This window comes from Streptomyces sp. NEAU-174 (assembly GCF_052665095.1).
Map to the genome: position 1 here is coordinate 429,479 of NZ_JBQTCE010000002.1, position 26,743 is coordinate 456,221.

Annotated in this window: 21 protein-coding genes; 12 read left to right on the forward strand and 9 right to left on the reverse strand. The window is 70.5% G+C overall.

The features are described from left to right. Positions 1-18: 18 nt before the first annotated feature. The 4 genes from ACT2CW_RS06640 to ACT2CW_RS06655 are packed head-to-tail and all read right to left on the reverse strand — an operon-like array spanning position 19 to position 4,322. Entirely contained in the window at positions 19-843 is an 825-nt protein-coding gene (locus tag ACT2CW_RS06640) for a carbohydrate ABC transporter permease (protein ID WP_164428414.1), read from the reverse strand. Then, complete coding sequence (locus ACT2CW_RS06645) at positions 840-1,748, reverse strand: carbohydrate ABC transporter permease (RefSeq protein WP_164428412.1); 909 nt, start codon at positions 1,746-1,748, stop codon at positions 840-842. Before ACT2CW_RS06645 ends, ACT2CW_RS06640 begins: the two co-directional genes overlap by 4 nt. Continuing rightward, a complete protein-coding gene (locus tag ACT2CW_RS06650; RefSeq protein WP_445515883.1) occupies positions 1,745-3,163 on the reverse strand; it encodes an extracellular solute-binding protein in 1,419 nt (472 codons plus the stop codon). The genes ACT2CW_RS06645 and ACT2CW_RS06650 overlap by 4 nt, the downstream gene beginning before the upstream one ends. A gap of 31 nt (positions 3,164-3,194) precedes the next feature. Then, entirely contained in the window at positions 3,195-4,322 is a 1,128-nt protein-coding gene (locus tag ACT2CW_RS06655; protein ID WP_445515884.1) for a carbohydrate kinase family protein, read from the reverse strand. A 154-nt stretch (positions 4,323-4,476) separates the two neighbouring features. On the opposite strand from ACT2CW_RS06655, the gene ACT2CW_RS06660 reads away from it, so the two are divergent. The 9 genes from ACT2CW_RS06660 (at position 4,477) to ACT2CW_RS06700 (ending at position 14,308) form a co-directional block, all read left to right on the forward strand. Beyond that, a complete protein-coding gene (locus ACT2CW_RS06660) occupies positions 4,477-5,238 on the forward strand; it encodes a DeoR/GlpR family DNA-binding transcription regulator (protein ID WP_445515885.1) in 762 nt (253 codons plus the stop codon). Then, positions 5,235-6,587, forward strand: a complete 1,353-nt coding sequence (locus ACT2CW_RS06665) for a 6-phospho-beta-glucosidase (RefSeq protein WP_445515886.1) — start codon at positions 5,235-5,237, stop codon at positions 6,585-6,587. Before ACT2CW_RS06660 ends, ACT2CW_RS06665 begins: the two co-directional genes overlap by 4 nt. 277 nt (positions 6,588-6,864) lie before the next feature. Beyond that, the gene (locus tag ACT2CW_RS06670; protein WP_020866433.1) at positions 6,865-7,626 is read left to right on the forward strand and encodes a DeoR/GlpR family DNA-binding transcription regulator; all 762 of its coding nucleotides are present in this window, start codon (positions 6,865-6,867) and stop codon (positions 7,624-7,626) included. Positions 7,627-7,677: 51 nt separating this feature from the next. Then, positions 7,678-9,027, forward strand: coding sequence for an ABC transporter substrate-binding protein (locus tag ACT2CW_RS06675; RefSeq protein ID WP_164428406.1), 1,350 nt, complete (start codon positions 7,678-7,680; stop codon positions 9,025-9,027). Beyond that, on the forward strand, positions 9,024-9,989 hold the full coding sequence (locus ACT2CW_RS06680) for a carbohydrate ABC transporter permease (RefSeq protein WP_445515887.1): 966 nt from the start codon (positions 9,024-9,026) through the stop codon (positions 9,987-9,989). Before ACT2CW_RS06675 ends, ACT2CW_RS06680 begins: the two co-directional genes overlap by 4 nt. Then, positions 9,986-10,864: a carbohydrate ABC transporter permease gene (locus ACT2CW_RS06685; RefSeq protein WP_445515888.1), complete on the forward strand. Its 879-nt coding sequence runs from the start codon at positions 9,986-9,988 to the stop codon at positions 10,862-10,864. Before ACT2CW_RS06680 ends, ACT2CW_RS06685 begins: the two co-directional genes overlap by 4 nt. Next, positions 10,861-11,850 (forward strand): zinc-dependent alcohol dehydrogenase family protein, encoded by a 990-nt coding sequence (locus ACT2CW_RS06690; RefSeq protein WP_445515889.1) that lies wholly within the window; start codon positions 10,861-10,863, stop codon positions 11,848-11,850. Before ACT2CW_RS06685 ends, ACT2CW_RS06690 begins: the two co-directional genes overlap by 4 nt. A gap of 79 nt (positions 11,851-11,929) precedes the next feature. Next, positions 11,930-13,300 carry an NAD(P)/FAD-dependent oxidoreductase gene (locus ACT2CW_RS06695; protein WP_445515890.1) on the forward strand — a complete coding sequence of 457 codons (1,371 nt, stop codon included), beginning with the start codon at positions 11,930-11,932 and terminating at the stop codon, positions 13,298-13,300. A gap of 210 nt (positions 13,301-13,510) precedes the next feature. Beyond that, positions 13,511-14,308, forward strand: coding sequence for a DeoR/GlpR family DNA-binding transcription regulator (locus ACT2CW_RS06700; protein ID WP_164428398.1), 798 nt, complete (start codon positions 13,511-13,513; stop codon positions 14,306-14,308). Between the two features lie 76 nt (positions 14,309-14,384). Here the strand turns inward: ACT2CW_RS06700 and ACT2CW_RS06705 are convergent, their stop codons facing one another. Next, positions 14,385-14,951, reverse strand: coding sequence for a snapalysin family zinc-dependent metalloprotease (locus ACT2CW_RS06705; protein ID WP_445515891.1), 567 nt, complete (start codon positions 14,949-14,951; stop codon positions 14,385-14,387). Positions 14,952-15,109: 158 nt separating this feature from the next. Here ACT2CW_RS06705 and recQ point away from each other — a divergent pair, with 158 nt between their 5' ends. After that, positions 15,110-16,981, forward strand: a complete 1,872-nt coding sequence (gene recQ / locus ACT2CW_RS06710) for a DNA helicase RecQ (RefSeq protein WP_445515892.1) — start codon at positions 15,110-15,112, stop codon at positions 16,979-16,981. 207 nt (positions 16,982-17,188) lie between these two features. Here the strand turns inward: recQ and ACT2CW_RS06715 are convergent, their stop codons facing one another. Together ACT2CW_RS06715 and ACT2CW_RS06720 are read right to left on the reverse strand one after the other, a co-directional pair. Next, complete coding sequence (locus tag ACT2CW_RS06715; protein WP_445516222.1) at positions 17,189-19,342, reverse strand: OmpL47-type beta-barrel domain-containing protein; 2,154 nt, start codon at positions 19,340-19,342, stop codon at positions 17,189-17,191. Between the two features lie 62 nt (positions 19,343-19,404). Further along, positions 19,405-21,882: a ThuA domain-containing protein gene (locus ACT2CW_RS06720; protein WP_445515893.1), complete on the reverse strand. Its 2,478-nt coding sequence runs from the start codon at positions 21,880-21,882 to the stop codon at positions 19,405-19,407. 223 nt (positions 21,883-22,105) lie between these two features. Between ACT2CW_RS06720 and ACT2CW_RS06725 the strand changes: the two genes are divergently transcribed. Beyond that, positions 22,106-23,110 (forward strand): multicopper oxidase domain-containing protein, encoded by a 1,005-nt coding sequence (locus tag ACT2CW_RS06725; protein ID WP_182469267.1) that lies wholly within the window; start codon positions 22,106-22,108, stop codon positions 23,108-23,110. Between the two features lie 58 nt (positions 23,111-23,168). Here ACT2CW_RS06725 and ACT2CW_RS06730 read toward each other — a convergent pair whose 3' ends face one another. After that, positions 23,169-24,380, reverse strand: a complete 1,212-nt coding sequence (locus ACT2CW_RS06730; protein ID WP_445515894.1) for a S1 family peptidase — start codon at positions 24,378-24,380, stop codon at positions 23,169-23,171. Between the two features lie 142 nt (positions 24,381-24,522). Continuing rightward, positions 24,523-25,233: a FadR/GntR family transcriptional regulator gene (locus tag ACT2CW_RS06735; protein ID WP_445515895.1), complete on the reverse strand. Its 711-nt coding sequence runs from the start codon at positions 25,231-25,233 to the stop codon at positions 24,523-24,525. Positions 25,234-25,465: 232 nt separating this feature from the next. Here ACT2CW_RS06735 and ACT2CW_RS06740 point away from each other — a divergent pair, with 232 nt between their 5' ends. Continuing rightward, entirely contained in the window at positions 25,466-26,740 is a 1,275-nt protein-coding gene (locus ACT2CW_RS06740) for an SLC13 family permease (RefSeq protein WP_138910899.1), read from the forward strand. Positions 26,741-26,743 lie beyond the last annotated feature (3 nt).

Sequence of the window (26,743 nt, forward strand, 5' to 3'; positions counted from 1 at the left end):
GCCGGGCGCCCGCCGGGCTCACTCCTTCACCGCCCCGCCCAGCATGCCCTCGATGAACCGGCGCTGGAGTGCCACATAGACCACGACCACGGGCAGGGCGATGAGCACCGAGGCCGCCGCGAGCAGTGCCGCGTCGGAGCTGTGCTGCCCCTGGAAGAAGGCGAGGCCGAGGGGGACCGTGCGGTGGGCCTCGTCGCTGACCATCACCAGGGCCATCAGGAACTCGTTCCAGGTCCACATGAAGGTGATCACGACCATGGTGGAGATCGCCGGGCGGCCCATCGGGACCAGCACCCGCCACAGCGTGGTCCAGGTGTTCGCCCCGTCGATCCGGGCCGCCTCGATCACCGACCGTGCGCTGCCGCGGAAGTACGTACGCATCCAGAAGACCCCGAAGGCCAGGGACTGCGCGGTCTGCGGCAGGATCAACGCCCAGTAGCTGTCGGTGAGTTCGGCGTAGCGCAGATCGAAGTAGAGCGGGACGACCAGCGCCTCCTGGGGCAGCGTCAGCCCGATCACGAAGAGGTGGAACAGCACCGTGGAGCCGGGGAAGCGCATCACCCCGAAGGCGTACGCGGCGAGGATGGCCAGCACGGTGGTGGCGGCCACCACGACCGCCGTGACCAGGACCGAGTTCCCCAGATAGGTGCCGAAGTGGCCACGGCTCCAGGCGTCGGCGAAGTTGCTCCAGTGCAGCCCGTCCCTCGGCAGCGAGAAGCCGGTGTCCAGCGAGTTCTGTGCGCCGAAGGCCGTGGAGAGGATGCCGATCACGGGGGTGAGGGCGATGACGGTGAAGAGGGCGAGGATGCCGTAGGTGACGTTGCGTTCCAGGCGTGTGGTCATGCCCGCCGCCCTTCCACGAGCCGGGAGACCGTGACGGTCAGGACGAAGATCAGGACCGTGAGGGCCACGCCGACGGCGGCGGCCGAGCCGACCTGGTTGGTCTCGAAGGCCCGGTGGTAGACCTCGTAGGCGGGGACGGAGGTGGCGTTCCCGGGGCCACCGCTGGTGGTGATGTAGATCAGGTCGAAGTTGCGCAGCCCCGCCACGATGGTCAGGGTCAGCGCCACCGCGATCTGCGGCCGCAGACCGGGCAGGGTGACGGTGCGGAACTCGCGCAGCGGCCCGGCGCCGTCCATCCGCGCCGCCTCGTACAGCTCGCGCGGGATGCGCTGGGCCCCGGCGAGGAAGAGGACCATGCACAGCCCGGTGCCGACCCAGGTGCCGACGACGCCCACGGCGGGCAGCGCCCAGGTGTAGTCGCCGAGCCAGGGGCGGGCGAGCCCGCCGAGGCCGACCGCGCGGAGGGCGTCGTTGAGCAGCCCGTCGGGAGCGAGGATCGAGCGCCAGGCCACGCCGACCACGATCAGCGCGAGGACCTGCGGCAGGAACAGGACCGTACGGAAGAAGGTCATCCCCCGGATCCGGGCCCGGGACATCACGGCGGCCAGCAGCAGCCCGATGGCCACCGGCAGGGCGGCGTAGAAGACGAGCAGCAGCAGCGCGTGGAGGAAGGGGGCGCGCAGACTCGCGTCGGTGAACAGCGCGCGGTAGTTGTCGAATCCGGCGGGGGTGGCGACCGTCAGCCCGTCCCAGTGCACGAAGGACAGCCAGACCGACTGTCCGAAGGGGTAGAGCAGGAAGACGGCGTACACGATCACCGCGGGCAGGATGTAGAGGTAGCCGATGGCGCGTGGTTCGCCGGGCGCGCGGCGGCGGTAGGCCCTGGTCAGGGCGGCGAGCCTCATCGGGGTCCCGCCGAGGTGTGCTGCTCGCGCTGCTTCTTCATGAAGGCGCCGTAGTCCTTCTGGAGCGTCGCGGCGAAGCTGTCCGGTGAGGTCTTGCCGCTGACCACGCCCTGGAGGGCGGCCGAGAGGGTGTCGTAGAAGGTGGGGGTGGAGTAGTCCAGGTACGGGACGAGTCCATCGGCGGCGCTCAGCCGCTTCCACCCGGCGATCATCTGGCCGTCGGCGCTGTCCGGGCTCACCCCCGACGCGGCCTTGGCGGGCACGGCGGGCAGCACTCCGTGCCGGGTCATCACATCGGCGGCGTGTGCGTCGGTGAGGAAGTCCAGATAGGCGGCGGCCACCTCCGGGTGGCGGGAGCGGGAGGTGATGGACCAGGCCAGGCCCTGGCCGCCGGTGGTGACGGGGTCGCCGCCGGCCTTGGCGGGCGGGGGCGGCATGATGCCCAGCTTGTCCCCCATGGGCTTCTTCAGGTCGGCCAGCTGCCAGGTGCCGGTCAGCAGATACGCGCCGTCGCCTGAGGCGAACTTCTTGGCCGCGTCGTCGTAGCCGAGGCCGTTGGCGCCGCCGGGCAGATAGCCGCGCTTCGCCCAGTCGGCGAGGGTGGCCGCGGCGTTCTTGGTGGCGGCGTTGTCGAAGCCGTCGCCGCGGCCGAGGACGGTGTCACGGGCGCCGGCGGCGCCGAGCTGGTCGTGCAGCACCCCGAAGGTGTGGATGGCGGGGTACTTGTCGAGGTTGCCGAACTGGATCGGCAGCTGGCCGCGGTCCTTGAGCCGGGCCAGGCCGTCGGTGAACTCGCCCCAGGTGCGCGGGGGTCGGAGCCCCGCCTGCTTCAGCTTGTCCTTGTTGTAGTAGAGGCCGATGTACTCGCCGGTCTGGGAGATGCCGTACAGCCGCCCCCTGCCGAAGTCATTGCCGTCGGCGGAGACCCGGTTGAGGCCCAGGAGGGTGGCGGGGTAGCGGGTGTTCCAGTCGTAGATCCCGGCGTAGTTGTCCAGCGGGGCGAGCAGCCCGGCCCGGACGAAGGCCACCATGTCCGGGTAGCCCTGGTTGGCCTGGATGACATCGGGCGGGTGGTTGCCGGAGACGGCCAGCTTGAGGGTGGTCTTCAGATCGGTGAAGCTCCGGGCCACCCGCTTGATCCGCACATTGGGGTACTTCCGCTCGAACTCCCGGTTCAGCTGCTGTATCTCGCCGTTGGTCCCGCCGCGTATCTCCTGGTCCCACACGGTCAGCGTGGTCTTTCCGGCCTTCGCCGGATCGGGTATGGCGGTGGCCACGCCGGTCCCGGCACCGGCGGCCCCCGAGCCGTCGGTGCCGGGGACACACCCCGCGGCGAGCAGGACGACGCCGAGGGCGAGCGCGGCCGGGACGGCTCTGCCGCGTGTCCGGCGCGCCCCGGTACGGGCGAGTTCCATAGGGTTCTCCTCGATGCGGTGATCAGGACCGTCAGGGCCGTTGGGCACTGTCATGCACCCGGAAACCGATGGTGGGCAGGGCCCGCAGCCGCGGGCAGCCGCGCACCCGGTCCGGGATCAGCTCGCCAAGGAAGGCGTAGCGGCGGGCGAGTCCGGCCGCGTCCGCCCCGTCGTCGGCCGCCCGGCGCACACGGTTCCACCAGGCGGCCACCTCCGGCCAGCCGGGCGCGGCCAGGGAGCCGCCGAAGTGCTGGACGGAGAGGGCGGCGGTGAGGTTGGCGAAGGCGAGCCGGTCGGCGAGCGGCCAGCCCGCGAGCGTGCCGGTCATGAATCCGGCCACGAAGACATCGCCGGCCCCGGTCGGGTCCAGCGCGTCCACGGGCAGCCCGGGCACCTCGGCCCGCTCCCCGGTGAGCGAGTCGATGGCCACGGCGCCCTCGGCGCCCCGGGTGACGACGGCGATCGGCACCAGCTCCGCCAGGGCGCGCACCGCCCGCTCGGGGCTGTCGGTGCGGGTGTAGCGCTGGGCCTCGGTGGCGTTGGGCAGGAAGGCGTGGGCGTAGGGCAGATCGGGGAGCGCGGCGGGGTCCCAGCGGCCGGTCTCGTCCCAGCCGACATCGGCGAAGATCTTGCTGCCCTGGGCGTGCGCCCGGCCCACCCAGTCGTCCTGCCGCCCCGGTTCGAAGGTGGCCACACAGGCGCGGGAGCGGGGCGGCGCGCCCCGGACGGCGGGCGGCGGGGCCGGGTGCTCATGGGTGACCATGGTGCGCTCGCCCTCGTACGCCATGGAGACGGTGACCGGGGAGTGCCAGCCGGGCACGCGGCGGGAGGGGGTGAGGTCCACGCCCTCGCCGAGGGCCAGGCTCTCCCAGCAGTAGTCGCCGTAGACATCGGTGCCGAAGGCGGCGGCCAGCGTGGTGTGCAGGCCCAGCCGGGCCAGGGCGGTGGCCATGTTGGCGATGCCGCCGGGGCTCGAGCCCATGCCGCGCGCCCAGGACTCGGTGCCGCGGACGGGGGCGTGGTCGAGCCCGGTGAAGATGATGTCCAGGAACACGGTGCCGGTGAGGTAGACGTCGTGCTCGGGGTCCGTGGGGGCGCGCAGCGCCGCGAGCGGGTCGATCGGGTGGATCGGATCGGGGGTTCCGGCCGTGGTGCTCACCGACGTGCCTCTCCTTGTCCGGCGGGGCCTGTTCGCGCCCAGGGCCGTCAGAAGGACCCTCGTGGCGTGAGCGAAACCTTGCACCTCACCTGGGGTGAATGCAAGAGGTCGATCAGAGTCGCGCACACTCGCTCACCTGGAGTACGTTGCCACCATGCTGCGAGAGAGCCGCCACGAGAAGCTGCTGAGCATCCTCGGCGCGGAGGGCGTGCTGCCCATCGGGGAGATCGCCACGCGTCTCGGCGTCAGCGAGGCCACGGCCCGGCGGGACATCACCGAACTGGGCCGGGCGGGCCGGCTCACCCGGGTCTACGGCGGCGCGGTGGCGGCGCCCCCTCAGGACGAGGAGCGCCCGTTCAGCGAGGTGGTGGTCGACGACCTGGCCGACAAGCAGGCCGTGGCCCGGGCCGCCGCGGAGCTGGTGGCGGACGGCGATGTGCTGCTGCTGGACATCGGCACCACCACCCTCCAGCTCGCCAAGCTGCTGCGCGGCCGTCCGGTCACCGTGGTGACCAGCAATCTCGCGGTCTACGACGAGCTGCGCGACGACCCGGAGGTGACCCTGATCCTGCTGGGCGGGCAGGTGCGCGCCAACTACCGCTCCGTGGTCGGCTTCCTCACCGAGTCCAACATCCGCCAGCTGCGGGTCGGCCGGCTCTTCCTCGGCGCGAGCGGGGTGCTCCCCGACGGCAGCGTGCTGGACAGCACCCATGTGGAGGTGCCGGTCAAACGGGCCATGCTCGGCGCGGCCCGGGAGGTGGTGCTGCTGGTCACCGCGGGGAAGTTCCCCGGTGACACCGGCCTCGCCCGGGTCTGCGGACCGGAGGGCATCGACACCCTGATCACCAACAAGGCATCCGACCCGGCGACGCTCGACGTGTTCCGCGAGGGCGATGTGGAGGTAGTGACCGTATGAGGCTGACCGTGCTGGGCGGCGGAGGGTTCCGTATGCCCCTGGTGTACCGGGCGCTGCTCGATGACACCGGGGACGAGGCGGGGCGCTGCACCGAACTGGTGCTGTACGACACCGACCGGCGCCGGCTGGACGCGATCCGCGCGGTCCTGGCCGAACAGGCCACGGGCCGCCCCACCGCCCCCGCGGTCCGGGCCACCACCGATCTCGATCAGGCGCTGCGCGGCGCCGACTTCGTCTTCTCGGCCATCCGCGTCGGCGGTCTCGAGGGCCGGGCGAACGACGAGCGGATTCCGCTCGGCGAGGGGGTGCTGGGGCAGGAGACCGTCGGCGCTGGCGGGGTGCTCTACGGGCTGCGCACCCTGCCGGTGGCGGTGCGGATCGCCGAGCGGATCGCCACCGTGGCGCCGGACGCCTGGGTCATCAACTTCACCAACCCGGCAGGCATGGTCACCGAGGCGATGCAGCGGGTGCTCGGCGACCGGGTGATCGGCATCTGCGACTCCCCGGTCGGCCTGTGCCGCCGCGCCGCGCGGGCGGTCGGCGCCGACCCGGACCGGGCCACGTACGACTATGTGGGCCTGAACCATCTGGGCTGGCTGCGCCGGGTGGTGGTGGACGGCCGGGACCGGCTGCCGGAGCTGCTGGGCGACACCGGCGCCCTGGAGTCGTTCGAGGAGGGCAAGCTCTTCGGCGCCGAGTGGCTGCGGGCGCTGGGCGCGCTGCCCAACGAGTATCTGCACTACTACTACTTCAACCGGGAGGCGGTGGCCTCGATCCGGCAGGCCCCGGCCACCCGTGGCGAGTTCCTCCGCGACCAGCAGGCCCGGTTCTACGCGACGGCGGGCTCCGGCGCGCCCGGGGCGCTCAGGGAGTGGGAGCGCACCCGGCTGGAGCGCGAGGCCACGTACATGGCCGAGAGCCGCGAGGCCACCGGCGGCTGGGAGCGCGACTCCTGCGATCTGGACGGCGGTGGCTACGACCGGATCGCGCTGGCCATCATGCGGGCGATCGCCCGCGACGAGCGCGCCACGCTGATCCTCAACGTACGCAACCGGACGGCCGTCCCCGGTCTTGACGAGGACGCCGTGGTGGAGGTGCCGTGCCTGGTGGACGCGGGCGGCGCGCGGCCGCTGGCGACCGGCGCGGTGGCGCCGGACCAGCTCGGCCTGATGCTGACGCTCAAGGCGGTGGAGCGCTCGGCCATCGAGGCGGCCACGACCGAAGCGGGCAGCGATTCGGGCATCGCCCGCGGTGCGGCCCTGCGGGCCCTGGCACTTCATCCGCTGGTGGACTCGGTCAAGGTCGCGGGCCGGATTCTCGACGCCGCGTGGGCGCCGGCCCGCCTCTAGCACATGTCCGTTCGGGCATTCCCCAGTATCTGAACCCGCCCGGACGGGCTCCGTTCACGCCTTCTTTCGGCAAACGGGCGAGAAACGGGCCCGCCGGGTGGAGAATCAGGCAGCCGGGTTCCTCACCGTCCGTTGCACCATCCGCCCCGACCTGCTCTTATAACGGTTGTGAAACGGGCGCATACGGTCACGATCTCTGTGGTGCCAAGACTGGCTTCCCCTGTTGCACGCTTGTAAAACTGCCACGCAAGCGAAAGACCTAGGCAGGAGGTGCGGCGTGGATGCGGAGGAACGCCGTCGGGAGATCCTCGACACGGCTCGCCGTGCCGGCGTCGTCGACGTCGGCAAGCTCGCCGCCGACCTCGGGGTGTCCAAGGAGACGGTGCGCCGCGATCTGCGGGTCCTGGAACAGCACGGGCTGGTGCGGCGTACCCATGGCGGCGCCTACCCCGTGGAGAGCGCCGGTTTCGAGACCACCCTCGCCTTCCGCACCACCATGCACGTACCGGAGAAGTCGCGGATCGCGACGGCGGCGGCCGATCTGCTGGGCGATGCCGAGACGGTCTTCATCGACGAGGGATTCACCCCGCAGCTGATCGCGGAGGCCCTGCCGAGGGACCGGCCGCTCACCGTGATCACCGCTTCCCTCACGACCGCCACCGGCCTCGCCACCCGTGACAACACCACCGTGCTGCTCCTCGGCGGACGGGTGCGCGGGGGCACGATGGCCACCGTCGACCACTGGGCGACCCATATGCTCTCGGGCTTCGTCATCGACCTGGCGTTCATCGGCGCCAACGGCATCTCCCGCCAGTACGGCCTGACCACCCCGGATCCGGCGGTCAGCGAGGTCAAGGCGCAGGTGGTGCGGGTGTCCCGGCGGAAGATCTTCTCCGGGGTGCACACCAAATTCGGAGCCGTCAGCTTCTGCCGGTTCGCGGATGTCTCGGACTTCGAAACGATCGTGACCGACACCGGTCTGCCGCTGACCGAGGCACACCGCTATTCGCTGCTGGGCCCCCAGATCGTCAGGGTCTGACGCCCTCCCCCGCTGTTTTTCCTTCCCCACGTCCCTTCGATTGGACCCGTTATGCCAGTCCTGACTCTTCGTGCTGCCCGGATACCGCTGGTGGCCCTGACCGCGGGCGCGCTCCTGAGCGGTTGCGCCGGTATGGGGGGCGGCAGCTCAGGCGACAAGACCATCCGCGTCCTGATGGTGAACAACCCGCAGATGGTGGATCTGCAAAAACTCACCAAGAAGTATTTCACCAAGGAAACGGGCATTACGGTCGACTTCACGATGATGCCCGAGAACGAGGTCCGCGACAAGATCAGTCAGGACTTCGCCAATCAGGCGCGCCAGTACGACGTGGCCACCATCAGCAATTTCGAGGTGCCGTTCTACGCCAAGAACGGCTGGCTGATGCCGCTCGACGGCTATGCCGCCAAGGACAAGGCATTCGACCAGAAGGACGTCCTCCCCTCGATGCGGGAGTCGCTGACCGCCGAGGACGGCAAGCTCTACGCCGAGCCCTTCTACGGTGAGTCGTCGTTCCTGATGTACCGCAAGGACGTCCTCGCCGAGAAGCATCTGAAGATGCCCGAGCGGCCCACCTGGCAGCAGGTCGCGGACATCGCCGCCAAGGTGGACGGCTCCCGCAAGGGGATGAACGGCATCTGCCTGCGCGGACTGCCCGGCTGGGGCGAGCTGATGGCCCCGCTCACCACGGTGGTCAACACCTTCGGCGGCACCTGGTTCACCAAGGACTGGAAGGCCCAGCTGGACTCGCCGGAATTCATCAAGGCGACCAAGTTCTATGTCGACCTGGTGCGCAAGCACGGTGAGGCCGGTGCGGCCCAGTCGGGTTTCGCCGAGTGCCTGAACAACCTCACCCAGGGCAAGAGCGCCATGTGGTACGACGCCACCTCGGCCGCCGGGTCGCTGGAGGCCAAGGGGTCCCCCGTCAAGGGCAAGATCGGATATGTCCAGGCGCCGGTGGTGAAGACCGACACCTCGGGCTGGCTCTACACCTGGGCCTGGGGCGTGCAGAAGGCGTCGCGCCACCCCGACAACGCGTGGAAGTTCATCTCCTGGGCATCCAGCAAGAAATACGAGTCCCTGGTCGGCAAGACCTTCGGCTGGGCCAATGTGCCCGCCGGCAAGCGGTCGTCCACCTACTCCAACCCGGAGTACCGCGACACTGCGAGCACCTTCTCCGAGCAGACGCGCAAGGCCATCACCAGCGCCAAGCCGCGCGATCCCGGAGTGCAGCCGCGGCCGACCATCGGCATCCAGTTCGTCGACATCCCCGAATTCGCCGATCTCGGCACCAAGGTCGCCCAGGAGATCAGCGCCGCGATCGCCGGTAAGCAGTCCGTCGAGACGGCATTGAAGAATTCGCAGAAGCTGGCCGAGAAGGTCGGCGAGGAGTACCGATGAGTAATCCGACGACGGCAGTACCCGTCAGCGGCCAGCGGCCACCGACCGCGGCCCCCGCCTCCTCAGGGCGCCCCATGGCGACCCGGAACCGGGCCCGGGAGTGGGCCACCCGGGCACCGCTGCTGCCCGCGCTGATCTTCCTGATCGTGGTCACCCAGCTTCCGTTCGTGGCCACGCTGGTGATCTCGCTCTTCGACTGGAACTCGTTCCGGCCCGACCGCCGCGCGTTCGCGGGGCTGGACAACTACAAGACGGTGCTCAGCGACGCGTCGCTGCGCGAGTCCATCCTCACCACCGTGCTGCTGACCGCCTCCGTGGTGATCGTCAGCGTGGTGCTCGGACTGCTGCTGGCGCTGCTGCTCGACCGCAAGTTCCGCGGCCGGGGCCTGGTGCGCACCATGCTCATCGCGCCGTTCCTGCTGGTGCCGGTGGCCTCGGCGCTGCTGTGGAAGCACGCGCTGTACAACCCCGAGTACGGCCTGTTCAACGGCGTGCTCAACTGGCTGGGCGGGCCCCAGCCGGAATGGCTCACCGATACGCCGCTGATCGCGGTGGAGGCGTCGCTGATCTGGCAGTGGACGCCATTCATGATGCTCATCCTGCTGGCCGGGCTCCAGAGCCGCCCGCTGGACATGATCGAGGCGGCCCGGCTGGACGGGGCGGGCAACTGGCAGATCTTCCGCTTTCTGACCCTGCCGCATCTGCGCCGCTATCTGGAGCTCGGCACCCTGCTGGGGTCCATCTACATCGTGCAGAACTTCGACGCCGTGTTCACCATGACCCGCGGTGGCCTGGACACCGCCAACCTCCCCTACACCATCTACGAAACCTTCTACAACGCCCACGAGTACGGGCTGGCATCGGCCGCTGGGGTCGTCGTGGTGATCGGCACGATCATCATCGCCACCTTCGCGCTGCGCGTGGTGTCGTCCCTCTTCCGTGAGGAGGTGTCCCACGCATGACCGCCGTGAGCACGCCGGTCACCATCACCGGCCTTCCGGAGCCCGCCCGCCGGGCCAAGCGGCGCGGTGCGGCGCTGGGCCTGCTGGCCTGGTTCGTCGGCATCGTGTTCGTGCTGCCGGTGCTGTGGATGCTGCTGACCTCGTTCCACTCCGAGGCCGACGCCGCCACCAACCCGCCGTCGCTGACCGCCTCGCTGACCCTGGACGGGTACAAGGAGTTCTTCGGCTCGGGCGGCGGGGCCAGCCCCTGGCCCTCGCTGCTGAACTCGATGGGCACATCGCTCTTCTCCACCGGCTTCGTGCTGGTGCTGGCGCTTCCGGCGGCGTACGCGCTGTCGATCCGGCGGGTGCGCAAGTGGACCGATGTGATGTTCTTCTTCCTGTCCACCAAGATGCTGCCGGTGGTGGCCGGGCTGCTGCCGGTGTTCCTGTTCGCCAGGAACATCAGCTTCCTGGACAACGTCTGGCTGCTGGTCATCCTCTACACCTCGATGAACCTGCCGATCGCGGTGTGGATGATGCAGTCCTTCCTCGCCGACGTGCCGGTGTCGATCATCGAGGCCGCCCAGATGGACGGGGCGCGGCTGCCCACCATCCTGTGGCGGGTCGTGGCCCCGATCGCGGGTCCGGGCATCGCCGCCACCTCGCTGATCTGCTTCATCTTCAGCTGGAACGAGATGCTCTTCGCCCAGGTGCTCACCGGTGTGGTCGCCCAGACCGCCCCGGCGTTCCTGACGACGTTCGTGACCAGCCAGGGGCTGTTCCTGGCCAAGGTGTGCGCCGCGTCGATCGTGATTTCCCTGCCGGTGCTCGCCGCCGGTTTCGCCGCCCAGGACAAGCTGGTCCAGGGCCTGTCGCTAGGAGCAGTCAAATGAGGGCCGCAGTCATCGAAGCCCCCGGGAAGGTCACCGTCGCCACGGTCGCGGACCCCACTCCGGGCCCCCGTGAGGTCGTGGTGGACGTGGCGGCCTGCGGGCTGTGCGGCACCGATCTGCACATCCTCCAGGGGGAGTTCGCGCCCACCCTGCCGATCGTCCCCGGGCATGAGTTCGCCGGTGTGGTCGTCGGCGTGGGCAGCGGTGTCACCGAGTTGGCGGTGGGCGACCGGGTGGCCGTCGACCCCTCCCTGCACTGCCACGAGTGCCGCTACTGCCGGATCGGCCGGGGCAATCTGTGCGACAACTGGAACGCGATCGGGGTCAGCGTCCCCGGCGGCGCCGCCGAGTTCGCGCTGGCCCCGGTGGCCAACTGCGTCAAACTGCCCGAGCACGTGGACGTGGCCGACGCGGCCCTGATCGAGCCGCTGTCCTGCGCGGTGCGCGGCTATGACGTGCTCAACGGCAACCTGGGCGCCGAGGTGCTCATCTACGGCTCCGGCACCATGGGGCTGATGATGCTGGAGCTGGCCAAGCGGACCGGCGCCACCAGCGTGGACATGCTCGATGTCAACGCCGAGCGGCTGTCCACCGCCACCACCCTCGGCTGCACCCGGTCCGCCGCCTCGGCGGACGAGCTGGACCAGCCGCGGGGCTGGGACGTGGTCATCGACGCCACCGGCAACCAGGCCGCCATTCAGGACGGCCTGGGCCGGGTGGCCAAAGCCGGAACGTTCCTTCAGTTCGGTGTCTCCGACTACGCGACGCGGGCCACCATCGAGCCGTACAAGATCTACAACCAGGAGATCACCATCACCGGCTCAATGGCCGTGCTGCACAGCTATGAGCGTGCCGCCGGGCTGTTCGCGAGCGGGGTGCTGGACCCGAAGATCTTCATCAGCCACCGGACGCCGCTGGAGGAGTACCCCAAGGCGCTCGACCAGTTCAAGGCGGGAGTGGGCCGGAAGATCGTGGTCGTCCCGTAACCGTGTGTGGTTGACGGCCCAAGCCCGGGACACCAGGCTTGGGCCGTTATCGATCACGGTCGGCGGGAGGGGCGGGCATATGGGCAAGGGCGACGCGGTGGTGGTGGGCGGGGGTCTCGCGGGCACGCTGGCGGCGGGCGCGCTCCTCGGCCACGTCGACACGGTCACCCTGGTGGAGCGCGACCGCTACCCGGACCGGCCCGCCTTCCGCAAGGGCGTGCCCCAGGGCCGCCATCTGCATGTCTTCCTCAGCGGCGGGCGGCGCGCCCTGGAGGAGCTGTTCCCCGGACTGAACGGGGAGTTGGAGGCGGCCGGCGCGCACCGGCTGGAGGCGCCGCGCGATGTGATCACCAAGGGCGCCAACGGCTGGCAGCGCCGCTTCCACGAGGGCAGACATGCCACCACCAGCTGCACCCGGGCGCTGTTCGACGCCACCGTACGGGCGCGGGTGCTCGCCGAGGCCGAGGGGTCCGGGACCCGGGTGGAGGTGCTCCAGGGCACCGAGGCCACCGGGCTGCTCGGCGACGCGGACCGGGTCACCGGCGTACGGGTGCGGGCGCGGGACGCCGGGCGCGCCGAGCGGGAGTTGCCCGCAGAGCTGGTCGTCGACGCCTCGGGGCGCGGCTCGCGCGCCCCCAAGTGGCTGGCGGAGCTGGGCGCTCCGGTGCCGCGCGAGGAGGTCGTCGACGCCGGGATCGGCTACTGCACCCAGATGTTCCGGCCCGTCGAGCCGCTGGACATGGCGATGGTCGTCCAACCGCGCCCGGACCTTCCGCGCGGGGCGGCCTGGTCCCCGGTCGAGGGCGGCAACTGGCTGCTGACGCTGGGCGGGGTGCGCGGTCAGCATCCGCCGACCGAGAGCTCGGAGGTGCCCGGCTTCGTCAAGTCCCTGGGCGAGCCGGCGCTGTACGAGCATCTGCTGACCTGTGAGCCGGTGTCCCCGCCGTACGGGTTCCGCGACACCTCCAACCGCCGCCGCCACTATGACGCCCCGGGCGGGGTGCCCGAGGGGTTCCTCGCGGTCTCGGACGCCGCCTGCACCTTCAACCCGATCTACGGCCAGGGCATGGCGGTGGCCGCCCTCAGCGGGCTGGCCCTGCGCGGCTGCCTGGCCGAGGGGGGCCTGCGGCCCGGTTTCGCGGCCGCGGCGCAGCGCGCCGTGGCCCGGGCGAGCGACACCGCCTGGCTGACCGCCGTCGGCGCGGACCGCCCCTACGCCGCGGACGGGGACACCACGCCGCCGGGGGCGGCCGAGCGGCTGCGGAGCTGGTACTTCGGGCGGCTGGCGGACCGGGCGGCGATCGACCGGGTGGTCGGCGCGGCGTTCCGCGATGTCATCTATCTGGCGGCGGGCCCGTCCCGGCTGATGTCCCCTTCGGTCGCCCTGCGGACGGTGCTGCTGCCGAGGGGCCGGGGCCTGGCCGACCCGCCGCTGCGCGTGGAGAGCTGACCCGGGACGGCGCCCGGGAGGGTGTGCCCATCCGGTCATCCCGCGGCCCCGAACGCATGCGTGTTGTGGGCGGCACGCCTGCACATGATTGCACGTAACACGCAAGCATTTCCCCGGAGTCTGCGACGAAACGGCGCGAAATGCGCAGACTGGTAAGGTTGCTCAGGGCTGCGCAGAGTCGCGCAGAGTTACGGAAGGACGGGGGCCGCGATGCGTCAGGGGGCCGGGGCGGAGGAGCGCGGACGGCTGCGCGCCGGAGACCGCAGGGAGCGGATCGCCCGGATGATCCAGACCGACGGCACGGTCGTCGTGGAGGAGCTGGCCCGCTCGCTGGAGGTGACGCCCTCCACCATCCGCCGGGATCTCGCGCTCCTCACCGAACAGGGCACCATCGCCCGCACCTACGGCGGCGCGATGAGCGCCGGTCACACCGCCGAGCCCACCCTGGGGCAGCGCAGCGGGCTCGCGGTCGCCGAGAAGGACCGGATAGGGCGCTGGGCGGCCGCGCGGATCGGGCCGGGCGACACCGTCATCCTCGACGCCGGCACCACCACCGGGCGGGTCGCCCACCATCTGCGCGCCCGCGGCGATCTGACCGTGATCACCTGCGGTCTCACCGCGGTGCGCGAGCTGGCCGAGGCGGACGGCATCGAGCTGATCACCCTCGCCGGAACCCTGCGCCATGTCAGCCAGGGCTTCGTCGGACCGCTCGCCGAGCTGACCCTGTCCCGGCTGACCGCGGACAAGGTGTTCCTCGGCGCCGACGGGCTGGACGCGCGGCTGGGGATCTGCGAGGCGAGCCTCCAGCAGACCTCGCTCAAGGAGATGATGGCCGACCGCGGCAAGGAGGTGTACGTCCTGGCCGACAGCAGCAAGCTGGGCCAGTCCCCGTTCACCGCCTGGGCGCCGCTGGACCGGCCGTGGACGCTGGTCACCGACAGCGGCGCCACCGATGACCAGCTCGGCCCGTTCCGGGCGCTGCCCGACACCGAAGTGATCACCGTCTGAGGACGTACCGAGGTGGCGGTGACGGGGTGGGCGGGCCGGGGGCCTGGCTCCCGGCCCGCTCACTCGGTACAGCGGGTCAGTCCCGGTACATCCGCGGCGTCGCGGCGGCCGTCGCGCCCGCGCCCACGAGGCCGAAGCTGTCCTCGACCTCGGCCTTCTCGGCGGCGTTCGGGTTGGGGTTGGTGCAGGAGACCCCGGCGGTGGAGCCGGACATCAGGCTCGAGCACGGCCCCGGCTTCATGTCCGGCAGACCGAGGATGTGGCCGAGCTCGTGCGAGGAGATCCGCACCGTGTTGTAGCCCTCGTCGACGGCCTCGCGGCCGAAGTAGATCGTGCCGCTGCCCAGACCGGTCGAGAGGGTGCGGGGCCAGCCGTTGTCCGCGATGATGCGGACGTTGGCCCGCTGCCCGGACGCGGCCGGCTTCAGCTGGACGTTGACCACGCTCTCGTTCCAGATCGCCGCGCCCTTGGCCACGGCGTCCTTGAACTCGGCGGCCCCGCTGGCGTCGTACGTCACCGTCCGCGCGGCGGCGGTGTGCTCCGCCGGGGCGGAGGCGGGGGCGGCCATGGCCTGTCCGGCCGTCAGGGCGAGCACCGCCGTCACCGCGGCGGGTAAGGCACGTAGGAACGTGCTGGATCTCACGATCGGCCTCCTCGTGGGGGAAGGATGGACGGAGCAAGTGGGCATGAGCATGGCATGTCGCCGTCTCATCGGCCACTGTGCCCACCCACCTTGCCTCATCCGGCCGGTTGTCCACAGGCGGTCACCGCGAGTACCTCCCGGCACCCTAGAATCGCCGGATGGCTCTCCCCGACACCGGCCCCGATATGAGCGACCCGCCCGGCCCCGAGACGAGCGAGGCGCTCGGCGTTCTGCACCGCGTCTTCGGTTACGACTCGTTCCGGGGAGGGCAGCAGGAGATCATCGACCATGTGGTGGCCGGTGGTGACGCGCTCGTCCTCATGCCGACCGGCGGTGGCAAATCGCTGTGCTACCAGATCCCGGCGCTGGTGCGGAAGGGCGTCGGTGTCGTCGTCTCGCCGCTGATCGCACTGATGCAGGACCAGGTCGACGCGTTGCGGAACCTCGGGGTGCGGGCCGGGTTCCTCAACTCCACCCAGGACCTGGACGAGCGGCGGATGGTCGAGGCCGAGTTCCTCGCGGGCGAGCTGGATCTGCTCTATCTCGCGCCGGAGCGGCTGCGGGTCGAGTCCACGCTGCGGCTGCTGGACCGGGGCCAGATCTCGCTGTTCGCCATCGACGAGGCGCACTGTGTGGCCCAGTGGGGGCACGACTTCCGGCCCGACTATCTGGCCCTGTCCGAGCTGCACGAGCGCTGGCCCACCGTGCCCCGGATCGCGCTGACCGCGACCGCCACCGAGGCCACCCACGCCGAGATCGCGTCCCGGCTGAAGCTCCAGGACGCGCTGCACTTCGTGGCCAGCTTCGACCGCCCGAACATCCAGTACCGGATCGCCCCCAAGAACGAGCCGAAGAAGCAGCTGCTGGAGCTGTTGCGCACCGAGCACCCGGGCGAGGCGGGGATCGTCTACTGTCTGTCCCGCTCCTCGGTGGAGAAGACGGCCGAGTTCCTGGTGGCCCAGGGCATCGACGCGGTGCCGTACCACGCGGGGCTGGACGCGCCGACCCGCGCCGAGCACCAGGCGCGCTTCCTGCGCGAGGACGGTCTGGTCGTGGTGGCCACGATCGCGTTCGGCATGGGCATCGACAAGCCCGATGTGCGGTTCGTGGCCCATCTGGACCTGCCCAAGTCCGTGGAGGGCTACTACCAGGAGACCGGCCGGGCCGGGCGGGATGGACAGCCCTCCACCGCATGGCTGGCGTACGGGCTCCAGGACGTGGTCCAGCAGCGGAAGATGATCGACACCTCCGAGGGCGACGACACCCATCGGCGCCGCCTCGGCGCCCATCTCGACGCGATGCTGGCGCTGTGCGAGACGGTGGAGTGCCGCCGGGTGGGGCTGCTGGCGTACTTCGGCCAGGAGTCCACCCCCTGTGGCAACTGCGACACCTGCCTCACTCCCCCGGAGTCCTGGGACGGCACCATCCCCGCGCAGAAGCTGCTGTCCACGGTGGTGCGGCTCAAGCGGGAGCGCAACCAGAAGTTCGGCGCGGGGCAGATCATCGACATCCTGCTCGGCAAGAAGACGGCCAAGGTCATCCAGTTCGACCATGACGCGCTGTCGGTGTTCGGTATCGGCACAGAGCTGCGCGAGGCCGAATGGCGCGGTGTGGTACGGCAGTTGCTGGCCCAGGGGGTGCTCGGTGTCGAGGGGGACTACGGCACGCTGGTGCTCACCGACGCGAGCGCTGAGGTGCTGAACGGGCGGCGCGATATCAGGCTGCGGCGCGAGCCGGAGAAGGCGTCCCGCACCGCGAAGGGGAAGACGGGGGCCTCGGGGAAGGCCAAGAAGGCCCCGGTGGATCTGCCCGAGGAGGCCGTGCCGGTCTTCGAGCGGCTGCGCGCCTGGCGGGCGGCGACCGCGAAGGAGCAGGGCGTCCCCGCGTATGTGGTCTTCCACGACGCCACCCTGCGCGAGATCGCCACCCGCGCCCCGGCCACGCTCGAGGAGCTCGGCACGGTGAGCGGGGTCGGCGAGAACAAGCTGGTGAAGTACGGGCAGGGGATTCTGGACACCCTGGCGTCCTGACCGCCCCAGCCTTCTGACGTTACGTCAAACTCCCGCCACCGCAAGCCGGGAGCGGGGGTTTGGCAGCTCTGGAGCACAGGGGTTACCGATGAGTGTTACCTAAGGTAACCTCGGGGCCCGTGACCCACGGTCCGTGGCCGCCGGGGACTGGGGTGCTCCGGCGGCCACTCACCCTCGCGCCGTTCCTCATACCGTACGAGGCGGTTCCTACAGCTCCTTGATGCGGATGTCGCGGTACGAGATCACATCGTCGGTGCTGTGGACCTGGAGACCGATGTACCCGGAGGAGTACCGACGGCCGTCCGTGCCGGGGTCGTCCGAGCGCGGCGGGGTGAACTCCTGGCCACCGGTGTTGTCGAACTCATTGAGCAGCACACCGTTGCGGTAGACCGAGAAGTGCTGACCGACCACCCGGATCTCGTAGTCGTTCCAGCTGCCCTTGGGGGTGACCCCGGCCCCGGCCAGCCCGACCCGGTCGAAACCGTAGATCGACCCGGTCTTGTACATATCGCCGTCCGGGCGGTCGAGGATCTGCACCTCGTGCCCGTACTTGATGGCGACCCACTCCGGGCGGGACTCCTCGGGGTGGTCATGGACGTACGGGAAGCGCACGAAGACACCTCCGTTGGCATTGCCCGTCCCGGGTGCGTCATCGCGGAACTGGAGCTTCAGCGAGAAGTCGTCGTAGGTCCGCTGCGGGAACCACAGCATGCCCATGCCCTGGACCGAGGTGCTGCTGGTGATGCTGCCGTCGTCATTGAGACCGAAGGCCCCGCCGCCCACGTGCTGCCACCTGTCGAGGGACTTCTGGGTGCCGTCGAACAGCGGGCGGTAGCCCTCGTCCTGACCGGGCTTGCCGATCCCGGACTGCTTGGCCGCCTTGTTGATCGCCCGGTACTCGCGCTGGTCGATGACGCCGTCGGTGAGCAGCTTGTCGGTGACGGAGGTGACGTGCTTGAGGAAGAGGGCGTGGGAGGACCAGTCCTTCTCGTCCTCGATCAGCTCATTGATGGTGCAGCGGCTGCGGGTGATGCGGTTGGGTACGCCGGTGTCCACCGTGCCGACGATCACCGTCAGGCGCTCGTCCCACTCCGGACACGCGGGTGCGGGCACCCCGCCGCCCTCGGCCACGGTGAAGGCGAGCTGGCGGGCCTCGGAGGTGTTGCCCGCCTTGTCGGTGGCGCGGTACGCCACGGTGTGACGGCCCACCCGGTCCACCACCACGGGGGTGGTGTAGGCGAGGTAGGGACCGCTGTCCAGGGAGTACTCGACCTTCTCCACCCCGGAGTCGTCGTCCGCGGCGGTGAGCGTGACCTTGGCGCTGCCCACATAGGCGCCGTCGGAGTTCTTGGTCCCGTCGACCTGCGCGGAGGTCGACGGCGGGATGGTGTCCTCGGCCGGCGGCACCACCACCGTGAAGTCCACCGACTTCACCTGCGACACGTTCCCCGCCTTGTCCGCCGCCCGGAAGCGCACCGTGTGCGCGCCCGCGTCATGGACCATCACCGGACCGGTGTAGGGCTGGAACTCCCCCTGGCCCAGGGCGTAGTCGATCCGGTTGACCCCGGAGCCGGTGTCCGAGGCGGTGACGGTCACGGTGGCCATGCCGATGTACGCACCGGACGGGTCCTTCTCACCGGAGACGGTGGCGGAGGTCTCCGGCGGTGTGGTGTCGTCCGTCGGCGGCGCCACCACGGTGAAGTCCACCGACTTCACCTCCGACACGTTCCCCGCCTTGTCCACCGCCCGGTAGCGGATGGTGTGCTGCCCGACCTGGTGGACCATCACCGGGGCGGTGTAGGGCTGGAACGCCCCGTCGCCTTCGGCGAACTCGATCCGGTCCACACCGGAGCCCTCGTCGGTGGCGGACACCGAGACGGTGGCCATCCCGATGTACGCGCCGTCCGCGTTCTTCTCGCCCTCGACCTTCGCCGTGGCCTCGGGGGCGGTGGTGTCCTCGCCCCCGCCGCCGTCGGTGACCACCAGGATGCCCTGCATCTGGCCGTGGCCGGGGATGGTGCAGTGGTAGCGGTAGCGGCCGGGGCTGAGGGTGACCTCGGCGGTGTGCTTGCCGCCGCTGTCGTCCGAGGGGTTGGCGAGGATGTTCAGCGGGACGTCGTTGTTGTACTCCGGGTCGGAGACGTCGAACGTCAGGGTGTGCGGCATCCCCATAGTGTTGCCGGTGGCCGTGCTGTTCTCGAAGACGATGGTGGTCTTCCCGGCGACCGCCGTGGTGGGGGCCGAGGTGTACTTGGTGATGTCGTCACCCGCGGTCCAGGTGAGGGTCTGCTGGGCGGCCTGCCGGGTGTCGTCCTGTCCGTAGGCCACCGTCGCCGTCGCCGAGCTCAGCCCGAGGACCATGAGCAGCGCGGCGAGCAGCGGCAGCCAGGGTCTGATGGGTTTGGGGCGCCTTCGCTTCACGGTCACTCCGCCTTCCTGGCCAGATCCTGGGCGAGCGGAGTGGGCTCGCCGCCGTTGTACGTGATGTGCCACAGCGCCGACTTGGAGTCGGAGGTGAAGAAGCCGCGCCCGTAGTCGAGGACGTAGAGCGAGCCGTCCGGGGCGAACTTCCAGTCCATGAGGTTGCGGATGCCGTCGGCGCCCACCGGGATGATCTTCTTGAGGGATTCGGCGTGCACCGGCAGCCCGCCCTTGCCGACGGTCCTGGGGTCGGTGAGCACCGCGTGGCGCGGCTGGTCGGCGTCGTAGAAGTCGCCGACGAACCACTTGCCGTCCCAGTACTGGGGCCATTTGGTGGTGCTGTCACTGGTGGCGTCGTACCGGTAGACCGGGCCGTTCATGGTGGCCTGGCCGCCGCCCTTGAGCCACGGCAGCAGGTACTTGGCCTCGGACGTCTTGTAGCTGGGGATGCCGTTCGCGTCCCGCGGGTAGTCGGGGGCGCCGCCCTGGGGCGAGTACCAGATGGTGTTTCCGGTGACGGGCGGCAGGTTCACCAGACCGTCGTTGTTGGGCGACTCGTTCTTGGGGTGGTCGCAGTCGTACCAGCCCAGCGGCTTGCTGGGGTCGGGCAGATTGCGGTCCCGGTAGGGCTGCTTGTTGCCCATGCAGAAGGGCCAGCCGTGGTTGCCCGCCTTGGTGATGGCGGCGAAGGTGTCGTACTTGGCCGGGCCCCAGGTGGTGCTGGGCTCGCCCGCGTCCGGGCCGACCCATCCCGCGTAGAGGATGTCGGTCTTCTGGTCCACGAAGATCCGGGCCGGGTTGCGGACCCCCATCACATAGATCTCGCCACGGGTCTTTCCGCCGCCCTCGTCGGGCTCCTTGCCGGTGAAGAGATTGCCCTCGGGGAGGGTGTAGGTGCCGTCGTCCTCGGGGTGGATCCGCAGGATCTTGCCGTTGAGGTTGTGGGTGTTGCCCGCGGTGCGGCGGGCGTCGGCGAAGGACACGCCCTTGTAGTTCGGCTGCGGGTTGTTGCCGGAGTATCCGTCACTGAACTGGGAGGAGTTGTTGTCCCCGGTGGCGATGTAGAGGTTGCCCTTGGAGTCCCAGCTCATCCCGCCGCCCGCGTGGCAGCAGCTGTGGATCTGGACCGGCCAGGAGAGCAGGACCTTCTCCGAGCCCAGGTCCAGCTTGTTGGTCTTCAGGTCCAGGGTGAACCGGGAGACGCGGCGCTCGGCCATCTGGGTGTCCCGGTTGATCCGGGAGTGCGGGGTGTAGTGCAGATACACCCAGCCGTTGGTGAGGAAGTCCGGGTCCAGCTCGATGCCGAGCAGCCCCTCCTCGACCTTGATCAGCTCATCGCCGCCGCCCTTGTTGCCGAAGACGGTCAGGGCGCCCGCGAGCGTCACCTTGCCGGTGGCCGGGTCGTAGACATGGATCTGGCCCTGGCCCTTGCCGATGTCCGGGTCGTTCCAGTCGGTGACCACGGGCGCGCTGTTGTCGCCGCCGCCCCGGCCGATGTACAGCACCCGGCCGTCCTTGGCGACGACGAGGCCGTGCGGCTCGCCGATCTGGTCGGACTGGCCCGGCTGATTGGGCTTGGTGACGCGCTCGGCCTTGTAGTTCGCGTTGATGGTGGCCTTGCAGTCGGCGCGGGAGAGCCGGGTGGTCCACAGCAGCGCGCCGCGCAGATGGGCGCGGAAGTCGGTCTCCTGGAAGGTGGACACCGTACCGCCCATACCGGTGTAGAAGGAGCGGCCGCCGTCGTAGTCACGGCACCAGGAGATCGGGTGGTCCGCACCGTTGGCACCGGCCCCCGGCTGGTAGCTGGACTCGCGGACCCGGGCCACGGTGTGCACCGTGCCGGTGGGGTTGTCCTTCCAGTTGGTCCAGGTGTCGGTGCGCTTCCACTCCAGCGGCAGCTCCTTGGTGGCCGGGTGGACGCGGTCGCCGACCTCCACCACGGCGCGCTGGGCGGTGGCCGGGCTGGTGGCCGCCGGGCGGGCGCCGATCAGTCCGCTGTACCAGTCGGAGTACGGCTCGTTGCGGGCCGCGTCATGGATGCCGAGGAAGCCGCCGCCGGCCTCCATGTACGCCTCGAGCCCCGCCTCCTGCTCGGGGTCGAGCACATCGCCGGAGCCGGTCAGGAAGACCACGGCGTTGTACTTGCCGAGCCGGGGCTTGGTGAAGACCGAGGCGTCGGCGGTGGCGTCGACGGTGAACCGGGTCGCCGCGGGGCCCTGGTTGCCGATCCGCTCGATGGCCTCGATGCCCGCGTTCACCGTGGTCGGCTCGTCCCCCGCCGAGCCGTGGAACACCAGGACCCGGACGTTGTCACCGCCGGGCGGCGACGGCAGCGTGAGTGGCGCACGATCCTCGGGCCGGGCGCTGGCGGGGGTTCCGCCCAGCAGGGTCGCGGTGAGGGCGCCGAAGAGCAGTGCCGCCACCCCCGCGCGTCTCCTTCGCAGCCGACCGACTGTCAGTCCTCTCCTCTTTGAGGGCATTTGGTACGGTATGTCCCGCATTGGTCACCCATCCCTCTCACGTACCTATAACACCGCTGAAGGAAGCTAGACGGCTTTTCGCAAGTCGCCAATAGCTATGACCGCAACTCAACGAACTTTGTCCTGAGTGTGGATGAACGGGCATCCCCCGGCTACCGTGAAAGCACCCCGGGGCATCTGCGCATCGTCAACGGCAGGGGATCCACAGCGATTTGGGAGAACGATGAGCGACGCACCCGGCTTCACCTCCAGACGCGGTCTCAGCAGACGGCTCTTCACCGGCGGCGCGGCCGCCGCGGCCGTCGGACCGCTGGCCCTCACCTCCCCCGCCGCCGCGAAGGCGCCGAAGACCCCGTCCGGCGGGGTCGAAACGGCGGCCGCGGGCGGCACGGTCCGCCATCTCAAGCTCTACGCGGAGAAGCTGCCGGATGGTCAGATGGGGTACGGACTCGAGAAGGGCAAGGCCAGCATCCCCGGTCCGCTGATCGAGCTGACCGAGGGCGACACCCTGCACATCGAGTTCGAGAACACCATGGACGTCACGGCCAGCCTCCATGTGCACGGCCTGGACTACGACGTCGCCAGCGACGGCACCCAGCTCAACCGCAGCGCCGTGGAGCCGGGCTCCACCCGCACCTACACCTGGCGCACCCACGCCCCGGGCAAGCGCGCCGACGGCACCTGGCGGCCGGGCAGCGCGGGCTACTGGCACTACCACGACCACGCGGTGGGCACCCCGCACGGCACCGGTGGCCTCCGCAAGGGGCTGTACGGACCGGTGGTGGTGCGGCGGGCGGGCGACATCCTGCCGGACAAGCAGTTCACGATCGTCTTCAACGACATGACGATCAACAACAAGGCGGGGCACGACGCCCCTGAGTTCCGGGCCACGGTGGGCGACCGCGTAGAGATCATCATGATCACCCACGGCGAGTACTACCACACCTTCCATATGCACGGGCACCGGTGGGCGGACAACCGCACCGGGCTGCTGGAGGGCCCGGACGATGTGAGCCGGGTCATCGACAACAAGATCACCGGGCCCGCCGACTCCTTCGGCTTCCAGGTGATCGCCGGGGAGAACGTCGGCGCGGGCGCCTGGATGTACCACTGCCACGTCCAGAGCCACTCCGACATGGGCATGGCCGGGCTGTTCCTGGTCGCCAAGGCCGATGGCACCATCCCCGGCTACGACCCGCACCGGCTGTCGGCGCACCGCCCGGGGTAGCCGCAGGAGCGACACGACGGGGCGGGCCGCCGGGCCCGCCCCGTCGCCGTACCGCCCGTCAGGCGGTGTGCAGCCGCAGGCCGTACACCGACAGGATCTCGTTGACCGGCTGGTACCAGGTCTCGCCGCCGCTGGAGCAGTTGCCCCAGCCGCCCGAGGTCACGCCCTGGGCCTGGTCGCCGCTGATGAACGAGCCGCCGGAGTCGCCGCCCTCGGCGCACACGCTGGTCTTGGTCATCTGGTACACGGCGCCCTGGCTGTAGTTCACGGTCTCGTTCTTGGCCAGGACCGTGCCGCAGTGCCAGTGGGTGGTGGAGCCGGAACGGCAGATGGAGGCGCCGACCGGGGCCTCGGCGGAGCCGCGGACCAGCTGGTCGGGGACGGTGCCCCAGCCGAGCACCACCGGCACGGTCCACCAGCCGCTGCCGACGCTGACGTAGGCGTAGTCGTTGCCGGGGAAGGAGGAGCCCTGGAAGTTGCCGATGTACGAGCCGTCCCAGCCGCTGACGGAGCCCCCCGCCTGGCCGCAGTGCCCGGCGGTGACGAAGCCGCCCTGGACCGAGAAGCCTATGGAGCAGCGGACGTTGCCCGTGTAGTAGGGGTCGCCGCCGACCGTGCCGGCGGCGAAGGTCGTCGGCGCCTGGGCGGGCGCCTTCTCCACGGTGACCGGGACGGAGGCCGAGCGCTTCGCCTCGCGGAGGAACGCGCGGACGGCGGCGTCGTCCTCGCTCCCCTGCCGGACCCGGACCACGACGGCGCCCGCGCGGGGGTCGGTGCTCCAGCTGCTCACCCCGGCCGGGGCGGCCTGCTTCCGGGCCTTCGCGTCGAGGCGCGCCTTGGCCGCGTCGAGCGCGTCGGCGCTGTGCTCGACGATCCGGGTGGTGGCGCCCGTGGCCCGTACCGACGCGGCCCGTTCGGCGCTGGTGACGCCGACGACCAGCTTCCCGCTGCCCGTGTCGAACCACGAGCCTCCGTAGGAGGCGCCCGCGGCGCGCTTGGCCTTGGGCTCAAGCCGCATGGCGGCGGCCTCCTGGCCCAGCCGTTCCCGCGCCTGGTCCGCGGTCAGGCCGAGGTCCCGGCCGAGCGCGCGGACGAGGGTGGCGGACGGCGCCGACGCGGCGGCGGGCTTCGCCGCGGGGGCGCCGGATGCCGCGGGGGCGTCGGCGCCGGATGCCGCGGCGGCGGTCGAGAAGGCCCCGCCGGCACCCGAGAGGGCGCCGAGGACGAGGAGTGCGGACAGTCCGGCACGGACAACGGGCTTCCGTCTCATGGAAGTTCCCCTTCTGCTCAGCGGGTGAGAGCGCTTTCACGTGTCGATCGCGCAGAGCCTAGCGAGCCACCGGGAAAAGTCCAGACCAAAGCCGTGATCGGTCACGGTCGGGCAGGAGGCAGGGGAGGGCGCCGCCGCGGACTCAAGGGGCCCCGTCCGGATTCCAGTTGAGCAGCCGCACCTGAGCGACCGTGCGGACATGGCGGCGCATGGCCGCGGCGGCGGCCTTGGGGCGGCGCTCGGCGATGGCGTCCAGGATGCGCTGGTGCTGGGCGAGCGAGCGCCTGGGGCGGCCGGGCTGGCGCAGCGACTCCTCGCGGCTCTCGGCGATCTGGTCGGCGATCGAGCGCATGAACTCGCCGAGCAGCGGGCTGTGCGCGGCCGCGGTGACGGCGGCGTGGAAGCGGCGGTCGCCCTCGACGCCGTGGCGGTCGGACTCGATCTCGTCCTCCATCCAGTGCAGGGCCTGCTGGAGGGCGATGAGGTCGTCGTCGGTACGGCGCTCGGCGGCGAGTTCGGCCAGCTTGGTCTCCAACGCCTCGCGGGCGTCGAGCACATCGGGCAGCCGGCGGCGGCGCTCCACCAGCCGCTCGACGGGTTCGGTGTCGAGGCTGTCGCGCAGCAGGCACATCCCGCCGCCCTGGCGCACCTCGACGAGCCCCTGCACCTCGAGGACGACGATGGCCTGCTTGACGGAGGCGCGGCTGATGCCGAGGCGCTGGGCCAGCTCGCGCTCGGTGGGCAGCCGGTCGCCCGCCTTCAGGCCGCCCTCCTCGACGTAGGCGCGCAGCCTCTCCAGCACCTGCTCGTACAGGCGCTGACGGTTCATCGGGCGCAGCGCGTCCTCGGCCATACGGGCTCCCCCCATCGCGGTTTGTGATGGCCCCGATTCGCAGCGTAGCACCGGGTGGCCGAGCGGTGTGGTGGTTGTGCCGCCCTGTGGATGACTGGCCAATTGGCTGAGCCAATCTGCCACCGATGTCTTGACGGCCGAACCGCCCGGCCCTCAACGTGAGTCAGCCAGCAGGCCACTTGGCCCGACCGTCCCCGGTCCGCCGACCGGGTTCCCGTGACGGGAGCGCTCGATGTCCGACGAATTGATCTCGATACTCGTGCTGGTGGTGGTCTTCGTCATCGCCACCACCCGGTCGATCAACATGGGCGCCCTGTCCTTCGCCGCCGCCTTCGGCGTGGGCGAGCTGGTCGCCGACTTCAGCGCGGACCACATCTTCGCCGGGTTCCCGGGCGATCTGTTCGTGGTGCTGGTGGGGGTGACGTATCTGTTCGCCCTCGCCCGGGCCAATGGCACCACGGACTGGCTGGTCCACGCCTCGATCCGGCTGGTGGGCGGGCGGGTCGCGCTGATCCCGTGGGTGATGTTCGCGATCAGCGGGGCGCTGACGGCGATCGGGGCGGTGAGCCCGGCGGCGGTGGCGATCGTCGCTCCGCTCGCGCTCTCCTTCGCCGCGCGGTACCAGATCAGCCCGCTGCTGATGGGCGCCATGGTGGTGCACGGCTCCCAGGGCGGTGGCTTCTCCCCCATCAGCATCTACGGATCGATCGTCAACGGCATCGTGGACCGGGAGAAGCTGCCCGGCAACGAGATCACGCTGTTCCTCACGAGCCTGGTGGTCAACCTGATCATCGCCGCCGTCGTCTTCGTCGTCTGCGGCGGGCTGAAGCTCCCCAGGACCGCCGTCGCCACCGCCGGGGAGGAGCGGGCGGACGGGGCGGCGGAGGCACCGGCCGACGCGGAGGGCCGTCTCACCCCCGCCCGTATCGCCACGCTGGCCGCCCTGGTGGCGCTGGTGGTCGCGGTGCTCGCCTTCGACCTGGACGCCGGGCTCACCTCGATCAGCCTCGCCGTGGCCCTGAGCGTCTTCTGGCCGGACCACGGCAAGAAGGCGGTGAACGAGGTCACCTGGCCCACCGTGCTGCTGATCTGCGGTGTGCTCACCTATGTCGGGGTGCTGGACGAGATGGGCACCATCGACTACGCGGGCAAGGCGGTCAGCGACATCGGGATTCCGCTGCTCGCCGCCCTGCTGCTGTGCTACATCGGCGCGATCGTCTCCGCCTTCGCCTCCTCGGTGGGCATCATGGGCGCGCTGATCCCGCTCGCCGTTCCCTTCCTCGCCCAGGGCGACATCGGCGCGGTGGGGATGATCGCGGCCCTCGCGGTGTCGGCGACCGTCGTCGACGTCAGCCCCTTCTCGACCAACGGGGCGCTGGTGCTGGCCAACGCGCCGGATGTGGACCGTGACCGGTTCTTCCGGCAGCTGATGATCTACGGCGGGATCATGGTGGTCGCGGTGCCCCCGGTGGTCTGGCTGGCGATGGTGGTCCCCGGTCTCGGCTGAGTC